The organism is Paenibacillus sp. S28 (assembly GCF_016624415.1).
GTDB classification, from domain to species: Bacteria; Bacillota; Bacilli; order Paenibacillales; family Paenibacillaceae; genus Paenibacillus_AQ; species Paenibacillus_AQ favisporus.
In genome coordinates this window covers 337,536-351,572 of record NZ_JACVTM010000002.1, presented here as the reverse complement: position 1 = coordinate 351,572, position 14,037 = coordinate 337,536, and the positions used below count along the sequence as shown (strand labels likewise).

At 52.2% G+C, this 14,037-nt stretch carries 15 protein-coding genes; all 15 read right to left on the bottom strand.

Annotated elements, in window-relative coordinates; all coding sequences use genetic code 11:
* Nucleotides 1-83: 83 nt before the first annotated feature.
* Nucleotides 84-866, bottom strand: coding sequence for a YlmH family RNA-binding protein (locus IAE55_RS05965; RefSeq protein WP_200631391.1), 783 nt, complete (start codon nt 864-866; stop codon nt 84-86).
* 9 nt (nt 867-875) lie between these two features.
* A complete protein-coding gene (locus IAE55_RS05960) occupies nt 876-1,148 on the bottom strand; it encodes a YggT family protein (RefSeq protein WP_076169864.1) in 273 nt (90 codons plus the stop codon).
* A gap of 7 nt (nt 1,149-1,155) precedes the next feature.
* Nucleotides 1,156-1,602 carry a cell division protein SepF gene (locus IAE55_RS05955; RefSeq protein ID WP_105444536.1) on the bottom strand — a complete coding sequence of 149 codons (447 nt, stop codon included), beginning with the start codon at nt 1,600-1,602 and terminating at the stop codon, nt 1,156-1,158.
* Nucleotides 1,602-2,294, bottom strand: a complete 693-nt coding sequence (locus IAE55_RS05950; RefSeq protein WP_200631389.1) for a YggS family pyridoxal phosphate-dependent enzyme — start codon at nt 2,292-2,294, stop codon at nt 1,602-1,604. The genes IAE55_RS05955 and IAE55_RS05950 overlap by 1 nt, the downstream gene beginning before the upstream one ends.
* Entirely contained in the window at nt 2,291-3,157 is an 867-nt protein-coding gene (gene pgeF / locus IAE55_RS05945) for a peptidoglycan editing factor PgeF (RefSeq protein ID WP_442793325.1), read from the bottom strand. Before pgeF ends, IAE55_RS05950 begins: the two co-directional genes overlap by 4 nt.
* An 85-nt stretch (nt 3,158-3,242) precedes the next feature.
* The gene (locus tag IAE55_RS05940) at nt 3,243-3,560 is read right to left on the bottom strand and encodes a YlmC/YmxH family sporulation protein (RefSeq protein WP_116231581.1); all 318 of its coding nucleotides are present in this window, start codon (nt 3,558-3,560) and stop codon (nt 3,243-3,245) included.
* A 298-nt stretch (nt 3,561-3,858) separates the two neighbouring features.
* A complete protein-coding gene (gene sigG / locus IAE55_RS05935) occupies nt 3,859-4,641 on the bottom strand; it encodes an RNA polymerase sporulation sigma factor SigG (protein ID WP_076169861.1) in 783 nt (260 codons plus the stop codon).
* A 77-nt stretch (nt 4,642-4,718) separates the two neighbouring features.
* Nucleotides 4,719-5,441: an RNA polymerase sporulation sigma factor SigE gene (gene sigE / locus IAE55_RS05930; protein WP_076169860.1), complete on the bottom strand. Its 723-nt coding sequence runs from the start codon at nt 5,439-5,441 to the stop codon at nt 4,719-4,721.
* Nucleotides 5,442-5,618: 177 nt separating this feature from the next.
* The gene (gene spoIIGA, locus IAE55_RS05925) at nt 5,619-6,584 is read right to left on the bottom strand and encodes a sigma-E processing peptidase SpoIIGA (protein WP_200631696.1); all 966 of its coding nucleotides are present in this window, start codon (nt 6,582-6,584) and stop codon (nt 5,619-5,621) included.
* A 479-nt stretch (nt 6,585-7,063) separates the two neighbouring features.
* Nucleotides 7,064-8,191: a cell division protein FtsZ gene (gene ftsZ / locus IAE55_RS05920; RefSeq protein WP_105444534.1), complete on the bottom strand. Its 1,128-nt coding sequence runs from the start codon at nt 8,189-8,191 to the stop codon at nt 7,064-7,066.
* A gap of 61 nt (nt 8,192-8,252) precedes the next feature.
* Complete coding sequence (ftsA, locus tag IAE55_RS05915) at nt 8,253-9,533, bottom strand: cell division protein FtsA (RefSeq protein ID WP_076169857.1); 1,281 nt, start codon at nt 9,531-9,533, stop codon at nt 8,253-8,255.
* Between the two features lie 195 nt (nt 9,534-9,728).
* The gene (locus IAE55_RS05910; protein ID WP_145947497.1) at nt 9,729-10,496 is read right to left on the bottom strand and encodes a cell division protein FtsQ/DivIB; all 768 of its coding nucleotides are present in this window, start codon (nt 10,494-10,496) and stop codon (nt 9,729-9,731) included.
* Nucleotides 10,497-10,557: 61 nt separating this feature from the next.
* Entirely contained in the window at nt 10,558-11,841 is a 1,284-nt protein-coding gene (gene murA, locus IAE55_RS05905; protein ID WP_105444532.1) for a UDP-N-acetylglucosamine 1-carboxyvinyltransferase, read from the bottom strand.
* Between the two features lie 16 nt (nt 11,842-11,857).
* Nucleotides 11,858-12,763, bottom strand: coding sequence for a UDP-N-acetylmuramate dehydrogenase (murB, locus tag IAE55_RS05900; RefSeq protein WP_200631382.1), 906 nt, complete (start codon nt 12,761-12,763; stop codon nt 11,858-11,860).
* Between the two features lie 159 nt (nt 12,764-12,922).
* Nucleotides 12,923-14,032: an undecaprenyldiphospho-muramoylpentapeptide beta-N-acetylglucosaminyltransferase gene (gene murG / locus IAE55_RS05895; protein ID WP_200631381.1), complete on the bottom strand. Its 1,110-nt coding sequence runs from the start codon at nt 14,030-14,032 to the stop codon at nt 12,923-12,925.
* Between the last annotated feature and the right edge of the window lie 5 nt (nt 14,033-14,037).

Genomic DNA, 14,037 nt, shown 5'->3' with positions numbered 1-14,037 from the left:
AATGTATCGGTCAAAAGTTACGATATCGTTAATATTCTTGAATAATTCATTTCGACAGCAAAAAGACAATTCCTGCTGTAGGTCTACACAAATTTCCCTATTTTTACGCGCTGGCGTCCTTTTTTCGTCATGCCGCCCGCCTCGATCACTTTAAACCGCCCGAACCCCTGCATCGAGACGAGGTCCCCTTCTTTAAGCAGATAGGAAGGATCCTCGACGACTTTCCAATTGACGCGGCAGCGGCCGGCACGGATGGGAACGACCACTTTGGTCCGGCTGATGCGGTAGGCATCAGAAGCAATTCCATCTAAACGCAAAGAAGCGACCGTAATATCCTGCAGCTCCAGATTGATTTGGCTTGTCCGCAGTTGTTCGATCGGCAAAATTTCGCGCAGCACGTGAATCCGGTGCACCTGTGTTAAGTTCATGTCGAGAAACGTACAGATCTCTTCGCAAACCACGGTATGGCATCCATCCTCAAGGACATGGATATCCCCGATTTTGCTTCGTTTTACGCCGAGTCCCAGAATGGAGCCCATGTAATCGCCATGCTCCAGCGACAAAAATTTCTGATCCCCGGAGTAGATGCTAAGCACCTTGAGTCCCATGTCCTCTTGGCTTAAATCCCGGTAATCGGGAGCCACCAGCGCCCGGCAGCGTTCCGCTCCCTCATATCCGCCGTCCAGGCGCACCTGAACGTCGGGGTGTCGGTTCACCAGCGACTGCAAAATAAAAGCCTGCCGCGGGTCCAAAAAATCGGTAAGCTTGACTTCGTGATATTCCCCGGCGTGAACGACCCATTCCCATGCCCGATCCACAAACTCGCGTTCATCCGGGTGAAAGTGATCATAGATGTCTAATTTCATCTCAGTCACCTAAAACAACAGTGAAAAAATAATGAACCGCAATCCCTGCATAGCGAACTGGAGCACGAACAGAGCGACGATCGGGGAAATATCCAGCATGCCGAAGATTGGCGGGATAATTTTGCGGAAAGGGGACAGGTATGGCTCCACGAGCTTGCCGAGCAGCTCACCGATAAAGCTCTCGCGAATGTTCGGAAGCCATGACATGAGAACATAGATGATGATCATGTAGAAGTAGATGTTAAAGAGCAGTGTTAAAATCGTATCAATGTTTTGGGCCAAACTTGGCTCACCTCATTCTGTTGTAATCATGTTCCTCGGATAATAATTCCGAAATGGCACCCTGAATCTCGACCGTATCCGGTGTGCACAAAAAGATGTTATGGCCGATCTTGGAAATACCGCCGTTCAGGGCATAAACCGTCCCACTGAGAAAATCGATAATGCGGAGCGCCTGATCCGAACGGACCCGCTGCAGATTGACAACCACCGTGCGGTGCGCGCGCAGATGGTCGGCAATGGCCTGTGCTTCGTCATACGAATGCGGCTCATGCAAAATGACTTTTACATTTTTCTGGGAGTGAATGCTGACCACATTGTTGGTTCTAGTATTTCTACGTGACTCAATGCTCGGGGTTTCAACTTCTTCTTCCTCCACCGGCAGCTGCTCCCGTTCTACGACTTCCTCCTGCTCTTGTAATCCCAAAAAAGACATAAACTTGTTCATCACGCTCATCATTCCCCTTCCTGTTTACCTACTAGAATCGAGCCCAAACGGATCCAGGTGGCTCCCTCTTCAATGGCCACTTCGAAATCGTTGGACATTCCCATGGAAAGATCGATTAATGGCTCTCGCGTAATTGCCTGCCGGTTTATGTCGTCTCTTAGCTCCCGCAGCCCGCGAAAAACGGGCCGGGTATCCTCCGCCTCCCCTTCAAAGGGGGCCATGGTCATCAAGCCGGCGACCTTGATATGAGGAAATTGATGAAGTTCTTTCAAAAAAGGGACGGCCTGCTCCGGCTCCAAACCGTATTTGGTATCTTCTCCAGAAATGTTAACCTGAACAAAGGTTTTAATTTCCAGATTCCGGGCTGACGCCACCTTCTCCAGTTCTTTGGCTAATGAAAGCCGGTCCAGCGAATGTATATATTCGAATTTGCCTGCCACGTCTTTGACTTTGTTGGTCTGCAGATGTCCAATAAAATGCCAGGTCCCGCGGGAACCAAGCGCATTCCATTTCTCCTCGGCGTTCTGCCAGCGATTTTCGCCGATATGCGTCAAACCGCTGTCCAGTACTCTTTCTGTCATGGATGTCGACACGTACTTGGTTACAGCGATCACATTGACGTCTTCCCTGGATCTTTCGCTGCGAAGGCAGGCTTCCTCGATGCGCGTGTTGACTTCTCTTATCCGTTCTTCCAATGTCAAGGAAGATTCACCCCTTCTCTAAGCCCGATCCAACTCGCCATACGCCCTGTCGTTCCGCCGTCTTTTCTGTAGGAAAAGAACAAATCGTTGCGACAGCTCGTACACCATGATGTACATTCGATATGAGTCGGCAATATTCCTGCTTTCATCATAATCTGTCGATTTAATTCTTTCAAGTTCAGCATGCTTTTGCCGTCGGGTTTGGCAATGTAAAAATCGGCAGGGGAGTACTGTTCATTACCCAGGAAATGACTTGCCAAATCGTGCACATGACTCATCACTTTGTCATCAACCTCGTAACAGCAGGAGCCGATGGACGGACCGATTGCGGCGCGTATCTCCTCAGGCCGGCTGCCATAAGCCTGCCCCATCTTCTCCACCATAGCCGCGGCGATCCGGGCCACAGTCCCTTTCCAGCCGGCATGGGCCAGTCCGACAGCCTGGTGAACGGGATCGTAAAAATATAGCGGTACGCAGTCCGCATAAAATGACGTCAGCAGCACACCGGGCACGTTCGTCAGAAGCCCGTCCGTATCCTGAAATCCCGATTCTCTGTTCCGGCTGCCGTGTCCTCGGTCTTCGTTCGTCACCACCGCGATGTCCGCCCGGTGAACCTGCTCCCCGCACGTCCAGTCATCCAGCGTAAAGCCCAGCTCTTCCGCAACCTTCAAGCGGTTGGCTACCACCGTCTCCGGCTGGTCTCCCACATGAAAGGCGGTGTTAAGCGTATCGTAAGGCGCGCTTCCCGCGCCGCCATGCCGTCCGGTAAATCCGGCGCTGATGCCGTTCCATTCACGAACCCACGGCTCCAGCATAAATAACGAAGGGCGCGAATCGCCCTCTTTTAACTTGAACGGTTCCAATTTCAATCACCTCAACCTCCAGTGTACCACATGGACGCGGCTTGCATAAAACCAAAATGGTTGGTTTGACAAGGCAGTCCTTTCCTTACACATCCCGGTAGCCGCGGCGGTCCGCCTGCTCCGTTCTCTCTCTGTAGGAGGCGGCGTCCTTCTCGTCCTGGAGCGTCCGCAGCTCCTCCATCTTGACGAGGACGACATCCGATCCGATTTTGACGATATTGCTCCAAGGAATGATCAGGTCGCTGCCGCCTCCGAACAGCCCCCTGAACTTGCTGTAGCTTGGGACAACGATCGCTTCGATCCGCCCCTGGCGAAGGTCGAGCTCCAGATCGCTGATCTGTCCTAGCCTTTTGCCGTCCACGATGTTGATGACATCTTTCGTTTGAAAATCGGATATTTTCATGTTTCTGTCCACCGCCCAACGTTCTGGATTCACATGTTCCTCTCCTTTAGCAGTCTATTCATCAGACTCGTTCAATATATATGATTAATATATGCCGGCGCCGGGCAAAATGCCCATGTTTTGAAGCGAAATCCTCCGCAATACTCAGCCTCTCCGCGTTGGTTTGAAGGGGCTTTGTGTACGGTTTCTCGAAACTTTAAGTTGACGACCCATGGCAGAAGCTGAGCAGCAGGTGATCATCTCATCCATAAAAAAAAGACGGCCCGTAGCGCGGACCGCCTTGCTTCACTTCATCTATTCACGATTTCACGTGCTTTTGCATTTGCTGGATGGCCGATTTTTCAAGACGTGATACTTGGGCTTGGGAAATGCCGATTTCGTCGGCGACCTCCATCTGGGTTTTGCCTTCGAAGAAGCGCATGGACAAAATCATTTTTTCCCGCTGTCCCAGTCTCTGCATCGCTTCACGCAGCGCGATCTCCTCGATCCAGGAGACGTCCTTGTTTTTGTCGTCGCTGATCTGGTCCATCACGTAGATCGGGTCGCCGCCGTCATGGTAGATCGGTTCGAACAGCGACACGGGGTCCTGGATGGCATCCAGTGCGAAGACGACGTCCTCTTTGGGGACGTTCAGCACTTCCGAAATTTCGAAAATCGTCGGTTCCCTTGAGTTTTGATTCGTTAAGGAATCACGAACCTGCAGCGCTTTGTACGCAATATCCCGCAGCGATCGGGATACCCGGATCGGGTTGTTGTCCCGCAAATACCTGCGAATTTCCCCGATGATCATCGGCACCGCATAGGTTGAGAATTTCACATTTTGAGACAAATCAAAATTATCAATGGCTTTCATTAGTCCGATACAGCCCACCTGAAACAAATCGTCGACAAACTCCCCCCGATTGTTGAATCGCTGGATGACGCTGAGCACCAGTCTCAGGTTGCCGTTCACCAGCTTTTCTCTGGCTGTACGTTCGTTGTTTTGCTGTAAGTCATGGAACAGCTCCCGCATTTCCACATTGGTCAGGACGGGCAGCTTCGAAGTATCCACACCGCAGATCTCGACTTTGTTTCGGGTCATGATGATATACCTCCCAAGGAGAAACTAATGTACATTATCTCCCTGGAGGGTCATTTTATTCCTGATAAAAATTTTGCCTAGACCATTTTGTTGAACTCCTTGCGTAGCCGCTTGATGATGCGTTTTTCAAGTCGGGAAATGTAGGATTGGGAAATGCCGAGCATATCCGCCACGTCCTTTTGCGTCTTTTCCTCCCCGTCTTGAAGGCCGAAACGCAGCTCCATAATGGTTCGCTCCCGGTCGGTCAGCTTGTCGAGCGCCTTGTGCAAAAGCTTGCGGTCAACCTGCTCCTCAATGTTCCGGTAAATCGTATCATTTTCGGTTCCGAGCACATCGGAAAGCAGCAGCTCGTTTCCGTCCCAATCGATATTGAGCGGCTCATCGAAGGATACCTCGCTCCGGATTTTGCTGTTCCGCCGCAGATACATCAAAATTTCGTTTTCGATGCAGCGGGAGGCATACGTGGCCAGCTTGATTTTTTTCTCCGGGTCAAACGTGTTGACCGCCTTAATCAGACCGATCGCTCCGATGGACACCAGGTCCTCGATGTTGATGCCCGTATTCTCGAACTTGCGCGCGATGTACACGACGAGCCGCAGGTTGCGTTCGATCAGCATCGCCCGGATGGCCGCATCCCCGGTGGACAGCCGCTGGAGCAAATATTCTTCCTCTTCGCGTGTCAGGGGAGGAGGGAGAGCCTCGCTGCCGCCTATGTAATAGATTTCTTCGCTTTTGAGTCCTAAGAGAAACAGGAATCTGTAGTACTGCAGCTGCGCCACCAATCTCCATTTCACACGCATAATTGATCCTCCTATAAGTTTTCCGCAGGAAAACTCTCATCGTAAGCATAAGCATTAGTTTTCCGTAGGAAAACGATCTTCGTAAGCATAAGCCACTAGTTTTCCGCAGGAAAACTCTCATCGTAAGCATAAGCATTGGTCTTCCGCAGGAAAACGGTCTTCGACCTTCCCCTGCGATCAAAGGTTACCCGCCGTTTCCAATGGCTCGGCTGCTGGACTCTGGGCATCATCCTCAACCAGCTTCGGATGGATAATGGCCTGATACGATCGGTCGCCCGACAGCTGCCCGCCGTCCAGGCCGATCAGCACCTTGCTGGAACGATGGACGCCGTCGCCGATCCGAACCTCAACGGCGTCCGGCTTGATGGCCAGCATGAACGAGGCGCTGCGGTTCACCCCCCGATAGGGAACGAGACGAAGCCGGTCCTGCCACGCAAAATCCATATGTTCCAGCTCCATCACCAGTTTGTCCGGCTCTCCATCGGCCAGCCTTTCGCACCATCCCGAAGGCAGGCGGTCCGCCCACAGCGAAGCTTCCATGACCATCACCGGCGTTCTCGTCAGCGGATCGCTCAGCTGATTGCCCGTATCCAGCAGCCCTCTGCAGGTCACCCGGTGACCGCCGATCTCGACGGCGACCTCGCCCATAAATACGGAACGGCTTTCCAGCTGCTTCCGGGTCGAGTGAACCAATTTGAACCACAGCAGCATGCCAAACACCCCGATGAAGGTAAACCAGAACCCGATCTTCAGCTCAAACGACATGCCGCCGGAAGCCGTGAACCAAATCCCGTTAAAAATTTCTCCCGAATTTTGCAGCAAATAATGTATCCCGATTATCCCCCCGGCTACCGCAAAATTGATAATATAAAAAGCCCCCATATTCCGGATATAGTTTTGAAGACTTCCAAAACCGAAGGTTATCCATAACATCAGCAGGGATAAACCCAGCTTGACCAAAAAGGTATACATAAACGAGAGCTGCGGCACAAACATCATGACGACATACAGGGCACCCACCACAGCCGCCACAATCAATCTCCACCACGGGGGCTTCAGCTTCCGCATCCAGGCTGTAAGCCAGAGCAGTGCACCGTCGATCAGCAGATTCGTGATGAATATCAAATCAATATACACAACCAGTGCTTATCACCTGCCTGACGCCTTTCATGTTTATGGAATGATTGGATCCATAACGCGTACACGGGTACCGCCGATATTCTCTTAAGCATTTTTGGGAGATGTGATTAGTATAAAAACAATACGGTTCAAAGTCTGTCTAAAATTGGAAGGGACTCCTGAACTTTTTTTGTCGAGTTCCGTTCTTTTATAGAGGAAGTTTCGGGGAAAAAGAAGCGTAAGCCGCAGTTGGCATGGGATTCGACACTCCCATATCTATCATCAAATTGTTATAAGTATTACATCCGGCCTTAATGACATATGATGAACTCTGCAAAGAGGAACGCCTTCAAATATTCGCACGGATGACAGAAACGACCGAGCGCGCTGACACAAAAGTTTTTTCGTACAATGCCGCTTCGTTTCAAACGGATTCCCGTTTTTACAAAAAAACACCCGCATTTCCGAAGAAATGCGGGTGTTTGACGGATGGAATGCCATCCTTAGTCGTTATTGTTCTGACGGGAACGATTCCGCAGGAACGTTGGAATGTCCAATTGATCGCTGCTTGTCTGGTTCCCGAACGGACGCAGATTGTTCGTGTTGTTGCTGCGCGATTCCGCAGGTTCCGACGGCGCTGGTGCTCCCTGCTTGCGCACCTGAGGCTGCTGCACAGGACGGTTTTCAAATCCAGTCGCGATGACCGTTACTTTGATTTCATCCTTCATGCTCTCTTCAATAATTGCGCCGAAGATCATATTGACCTCCGGATCCGATGCCGAAGTAACGATTTCCGCCGCTTCATTGACTTCATACAGCGACAAATTCGCGCCTCCCGTAATGTTCATGATGACACCGAGTGCGCCTTCGATCGAAGTTTCGAGCAGCGGGCTCATAATCGCTTTACGTGCAGCTTCGGCTGCACGGTTTTCGCCTGTCGCTATGCCGATCCCCATCAAAGCCGAACCGCGTTCGGTCATGATCGTTTTGACGTCGGCGAAGTCAAGGTTGATCAGGCCGGGCACCTTGATCAAGTCCGAAATGCCCTGTACCGCTTGACGCAGCACGTTGTCCGCCTCGCGGAATGCCTCCATCATCGGTGTTTTTTTATCAACGATTTCTAATAGCCGATCATTCGGAATAACGATAAGTGTATCGACTTTTTCCTTTAAGGCTTCAATACCGAGCACAGCCTGGGTGGAACGCTTGCGTCCTTCAAATGTAAACGGCCGTGTGACCACACCGACCGTCAGTGCGCCGCATTCCTTGGCGATTTCCGCGATGACAGGAGCGGCACCCGTTCCGGTACCTCCGCCCATCCCCGCAGTAACGAAGACCATGTCTGCACCCTTCAGCGTATTCATAATCAAATCGCGGGATTCTTCGGCTGCTTTCTTGCCGACCTCCGGATTTGCACCTGCGCCCAATCCGCGGGTCAGTTTGTCCCCGATTTGCAGTTTGTGTTCCGATTTGGCCATATGCAATGCTTGGGCGTCTGTGTTCACCGTAATGAATTCTACGCCTTGCACGCCATTCTCGATCATCCGGTTTACAGCGTTGCTGCCGCCGCCGCCCACACCGATCACTTTAATTTGAGCCAAGCTCTCCATTTCAAAATCAAATTCCAACATATTTCCCCATCTCCCCCTCATTGTGCATGGATGGCCCGTCCACGTTATATGGAAAACCTGCTTAGATGAATTCGCTGAACATTTTCTTCAACCGTTCGATAATACCCGGATTTTGGGCTGACTCCGAGTTGGTAGCAGGATTCGCTTTCGGTCGGTTCACTGTTTTCTTCACATTGCTGGTATTGGCACTCGCCGTGTTGTTGGTGCTGCGCACGCGAATGTTGCGGATCACGTTATGCAGTACCCCCACACCGCTCGTATAGCCGGGATCTCGGACCCCGATATAATCAGGCACGGCGATTCGGACCGAAGCCGCCAGCTCGCCCTGTGCCACCTGAAGCACACCAGGCATGGAAACAGTTCCGCCTGTAAGAATATAACCTCCAGGCAGCTCGCTGTAACCAAGCCGCTTCACTTCTTCGCGGATCAGGTGGAAAATTTCCTGTACCCGGGGCTCGACGATAGCCGCCAAGTCCTCTTGGGTAAACTCCTTCTCCACGTTGCTTCCGATGCGGACCACCTTGAAGGTGACGTCCGGAGCGGCATCGGCCATTAACGCACAGCCGTATTTCAGTTTCACTTTCTCGGCCTGGTCGGTCAGCGTCCGCAACCCGTAAGCGATATCGTTGGTTACGAATTCCCCGCCGATCGGCAATGAGGATGTCGCTGCGATCGTTCCCGCTTCAAACACGGCAATCGTAGTTGAGCCTGCACCGATGTCAACCAGAACGGATCCCATCGTCTTCTCATCCTTGGACAAAGCCAGCTGGCCCGCTCCCAAAGACATCAGGACCAAATCCTTGATCTTGAGTCCTGCCTTCTCCACACAGCGCAAAAGATTATGTATGGCTGTCTTAGCGCCGGTAATAATGATGGCCTCCACTTCCAAGCGGACACCGATCATGCCGCGCGGGTCATGAATTCCCTCCAGCCCGTCTACAACATATTGTTTGGCAACTACATCAATAATCTCCCGGTCCGGCGGTAGAGCGACAACTTCAGCGGCCTTAAGCACGCGTTCGATGTCTTCCTCGCCGATTTCCCGATCCTCATTCGATACCGCCACAACACCGTGGCTTGATTGAAGTCCGATAGTATTCCCCGAAATGCCGACATAGACCTCCGATATTTGAATACCGACCATACGCTCCGCGTGGTCAACGGCACTGCGGATGGATTGTACAGTCTGGTCAATATCTACGATTGCACCCTTGCGAATTCCTTCCGAGTCGGCAGATCCAACTCCAATAATATTAAAGGTTCCATTATTAACTTCCCCAATAATAGCACGAACTTTGGATGTACCGATGTCCAAACTAACAATGATGTCATTGTTGCTCAACCGTGGCACCTCCTGTTTTTATAAAATAACTGCGTAAAAAGACACTCAACTTTACATATTCAACATACATGATTCTTTCCCTCTTTTTTCTACAAATTTTTCAATTGCCAATCTTTGTTACGAATCTCTTCAAAATCAGAAGAAAAAAGAGGGAGATTTCATACTTGTCCGTAATTTTAATTGTAGCATTTTTTACTATTCATGAGTAGTGGCATTTTGGTCGCCGTTTTCCGCGCCGGAAGGCTCGAAAGGAACGTAGGAATCAGCCTCCAGCATTGTGATGATACCCGGCTCTTCCGTCTCTATGACTTGGTTAAGATATTCGACCTTGTCTTTTAATAGCGAGATGGCCGTAATGACCTCAAACCGTGAGCGGGTGTACAGCTTGATCCGGTCCGGGAAGGACTCCGTCGGCGACGGGATGATCTCCGAGATGTCGGAGGTCAGTTCATTCGGAATTTGCCCCAGCACCTTGCAGAGCGCGGCTTTGTTCGGATCGGAGGCATTCCACTTCGTCAGGATCGGCTTCTCCACCGCGATTCCGGTGTTGTTCACCGACACCGTCGCACCGCTGGAAAGGATCGCCTGCAGATCCCCCTCCGCGGCAAGCTCGTATGCAACGGTAGGATACTCCTCGATCGTAACGTTAATGACGCCCGGAAACTGCTTGTCCACCGTCGCCTTTTGGATCGATTTCACCTTGAGCAGGCTGCTCTCCACCTTGGACGGAGATACGCCGAAGAACTGGCTGCCAACCTGCAGACCGCTGGCCTTCAGTAGCTCGTCCTTAGTCGTAAATGTATTGCCTTTGAAATGAACCTCCGTGACCTGGCTCATCGTCGAACGAAAGAACAGAACGGATAGGATCACGATAAATAGCAGCAGCAGGATCCAAATAATACGTTTGCTGGCTTTTCTTTTAGGCTTGTCTTCTTTTAAAACAGGAATTTGGGCGTTAGGCATAGGATACTCTCCATAAAATGCCTCTTATCCCCTTCAACTGGCGAAGGGGATAAGCGTGGCGTTAATTAGCTAAATCAAGCGGCTTGGGTACAGGCGTAAACCGATGTATATCCGCTCCGAGTTTTTGGAACAGCATTTCGATATGATCATAACCACGGTCGATATGATGAACCTGCTCCACAACCGTTTTGCCCTGTGCAGCCAGACCGGCAATGACCAGCGCCGCGCCGGCCCGCAAGTCCGTGGCTTCAACCGTGGCTCCGTATAGGCGCTGCACCCCGCGGATAAAAGCGCTGTTCAGGTCGATTGTAATATCCGCGCCCATACGGGTCAGCTCGTCGACATGCTTGAACCGGCCTTCAAATACCGTCTCCTTCATGACGCTGAAACCGTCGGCTAACGACAGCAGCACCATGACCTGGGACTGCAAGTCGGTGGGAAACGACGGATACGGTGATGTTACGATCCGTTCCACCGCTTTGGGGCGGCTCATGCAGCTTACGCTCATTATATCATTGAGAATACTGATTTGAACACCAGCGCGCTTCAGCACGTGGATAAGCGAAGACAAGTGCGCGGGATTGCAGTTCGTCAAAGTGACGTTCCCCCGCGTCGCCGCCGCGGCAATCATGACGGTTCCGGCTACGATCCGGTCAGGAATAATTTCATAAGTGCATGGGGTCAGCTCCTGAACCCCTTGGATCGTGATCGTATCGGTACCCGCGCCGATAATGCTGGCTCCCATCCTGTTCAAGAAGTTGGCCAAGTCCTGGATTTCCGGTTCGCGCGCGGCGTTCGAAATCGTCGTCGTTCCGCTGGCGGTGGCCGCCGCCATCATAATGTTTTCGGTAGCCCCTACGCTGGGAAAATCCAAATGGATGTCGGCACCGGTTAATTTGCGCGCCCTGCAAATAATTTGCTGATCTCTCTCCTCGATTTCCGCACCAAGCTCCTGAAGCCCCCGCAGATGAAGGTCGATTTTCCGTTCGCCAATCGCACATCCGCCCGGCTGATAAACGGCAACCTCGCCGAACCTGGCCAGAAGGGGACCCATCAGAAATATGGAGGAACGCATTTGCCCCATTAAGTCTTCCGGCACATGAAACGAATTGGCGGACGATGTATCCACGGTGACCGTCTCCTGCTCATGCAGCGTCTTGCAGCCGATCCTTTCGAGAATGCCCAGCATCACATCAATGTCCAGCAGCCGGGGGACATTATTCAGCCGAACTTCGCCTGCGGCCAGCAAGCTTGCTGCCAAAATCGGCAATGCGGCATTTTTTGCTCCATGGATACGTATGGTTCCTGATAGGGCTTTGCCACCCTCAATCACCAATTTGTCCAATGTATCACCTCCGAGTTTACCGCTCACCAACCGCATACACTTCCGGCATCAGTTCAATGCCGTATTCAGTTTGAATCGTCTCCTGAATGTGATGCATTAATGTGAGCACGTCCTCTGCTGTCGCTTGACCGGTGTTTACAATGAAATTGGCGTGCTGCATGGACACTTCTGCCCCTCCGATCCGTTTGCCCTTTAAACCGGCATGCTCCACCAGCCTGGCGGCATGATCGCCTGGAGGATTGCGGAACACGCTCCCCGCGCAGGCCATCTGCAGCGGTTGGGTGCAGCGCCGATATTCTTTGAAGCGGGCCATCGCTTCCGCAATTTGTTTGCGGTCTCCAGGCCGCAGCTCAAACACGGCTCTTGCCACGATCCCTTTGCGCTCATGAAGGATGGAGTGACGATAGGCAAAGGCCATCTCTTCTGCAGTGTAAGTCACCAATTCTCCTGTATCCAGTACAATCTCAGCGGACTTGAATATGCGTGACACATCAGACCCGTGGGCTCCGGCGTTCATATACACGGCACCGCCTGCGCTTCCGGGTATCCCTCCCGCAAACTCGAGGCCTGTTAAACCTTCTTTTCCGGCCAGGACACTAAGCTTTACGAGGGAGAAGCCTCCTCCGGCGGCAACCCGGTTTCCCTGAAAATGGGCATGATCGAGCTCCCCGCCCAGTTTAAGCACGACGCCGCGAAAGCCTTTGTCGGCAACGAGCAGGTTGGAGCCGCGGCCGATCTGCAGCCAGGGGATTTGATTCGCATGCAGCAGGGAAATCAGGCTTACCAGCTGCTCCACGCTGCCCGGGATGACAAGCGCGTCGGCAGGACCGCCGATTTTCCAGGTGGTATAGCTCTCCAGAGGTTCATTCCAGCGAATCGTTCCGACATGTGCTTCGGACAGTAGGGACTTCCACTGCTGCATCGCAAAGCATCCTCCTTTATCGTTAAGCGGGAAAGAAGCGGTATGGACCGGTATACTGCGGCCGATCGTAGAACCGTGCCGGTATTCCATGGGTGATTGTCACGATTATAGAGTATCTTATGTAGTACATACCGCGTGTGTGACAATCGCCCACGGCTTTCAGCGGCCCCGCGACAAGCGGCGCATTTCTTCAACGATCACCTTGGCCGAATCCGGTTTGCCCAAGCTCCGGGAGCTTGCGGACATTTCCTGCTGCAGATTGTAATTCATCATGATATCTTCAATGGACTCATAGAGCCGCTTGCCCGTCAGTTCTTTCTCCAGGATGACTTTGGCCGCGCCGGCTTTCTCCAGCTCTCTTGCGTTGGCCACCTGATGGTTGTTGGTCACATTCGGGGAAGGAATGAGAACGGATGGAATCCCGAGCGATGTGATCTCCGCCAGGAATGAAGCCCCCGCACGGTTGACGATCAGGGATGTCGCCGCAAGCACTTCCGGCATGTTATGAATATACGGCAAAACGTGAAGATGATTAGGAAGGCTTCCAAGCCGGCTCCTGATATCCTCACGCGTTTGGTCAAAATAAGTTTCTCCGGTCACATAAACGAAATGGATATGCTTCAGCTTCTCAAGCCGCGGCGCCATTTCGATCATGGCGTCGTTAATCGCCTTGGCACCTCTGCTGCCGCCCACAATCAGAACGACGGAGCTGTTCATCGGAATGCCCAGTGTGGCAAAACCTCTTTCCCGGTTCGCCGTCTGAACCGTCGTCGCCCGCGGATTCCCGGTGTAAATCACCCGTTTGGCTTTGGGAAAGGCGCCTTCGGAACCTTCAAAACTTACGGCGACCGTGCTGACGTACCGGCTCAGAAACTGATTCGTCAGCCCGGGGATGGCGTTCTGTTCATGAATGATGCTCGGAATGCCGAGCTTCGCAGCCGCGTACACCACGGGACCGCAGACATAGCCGCCGGTGCCGATGACAACGTCCGGCTTAAATTCCTTCAGCAGCTTCTTGGATGTTTGGACTCCCTTTAGAAAACGCATAACCGTTTTCACATTGTCCATCGATAGCTTACGGCGAAACCCCGTAATGTCGATGGCTTCGAAAGGGAGATTTTCTTGGGGGACGAGCTTGCTCTCCAGCCCCCGGGTACCGCCAATATATAAAAATTCGGAATCAGGATCTTCCGCCTCACATTGTCTCGCGACAGCGACGGCCGGGTAAATATGTCCTCCCGTGCCGCCGCCGGATAATACGACGCGCAATGTAT

Bases quoted from the DNA above. Each gene is read 5' to 3' on its own strand.
- IAE55_RS05910 (WP_145947497.1), bottom strand. From the start codon at position 10,496: ATGCCTAACGCCCAAATTCCTGTTTTAAAAGAAGACAAGCCTAAAAGA.
- sigE (WP_076169860.1), bottom strand. From the start codon at position 5,441: ATGCGTGTGAAATGGAGATTGGTGGCGCAGCTGCAGTACTACAGATTC.
- IAE55_RS05965 (WP_200631391.1), bottom strand. From the start codon at position 866: ATGAAATTAGACATCTATGATCACTTTCACCCGGATGAACGCGAGTTT.
- murB (WP_200631382.1), bottom strand. From the start codon at position 12,763: ATGCAGCAGTGGAAGTCCCTACTGTCCGAAGCACATGTCGGAACGATT.
- sigG (WP_076169861.1), bottom strand. From the start codon at position 4,641: ATGACCCGAAACAAAGTCGAGATCTGCGGTGTGGATACTTCGAAGCTG.
- IAE55_RS05955 (WP_105444536.1), bottom strand. From the start codon at position 1,602: ATGAGCGTGATGAACAAGTTTATGTCTTTTTTGGGATTACAAGAGCAG.
- IAE55_RS05940 (WP_116231581.1), bottom strand. From the start codon at position 3,560: ATGAAAATATCCGATTTTCAAACGAAAGATGTCATCAACATCGTGGAC.
- ftsZ (WP_105444534.1), bottom strand. From the start codon at position 8,191: ATGTTGGAATTTGATTTTGAAATGGAGAGCTTGGCTCAAATTAAAGTG.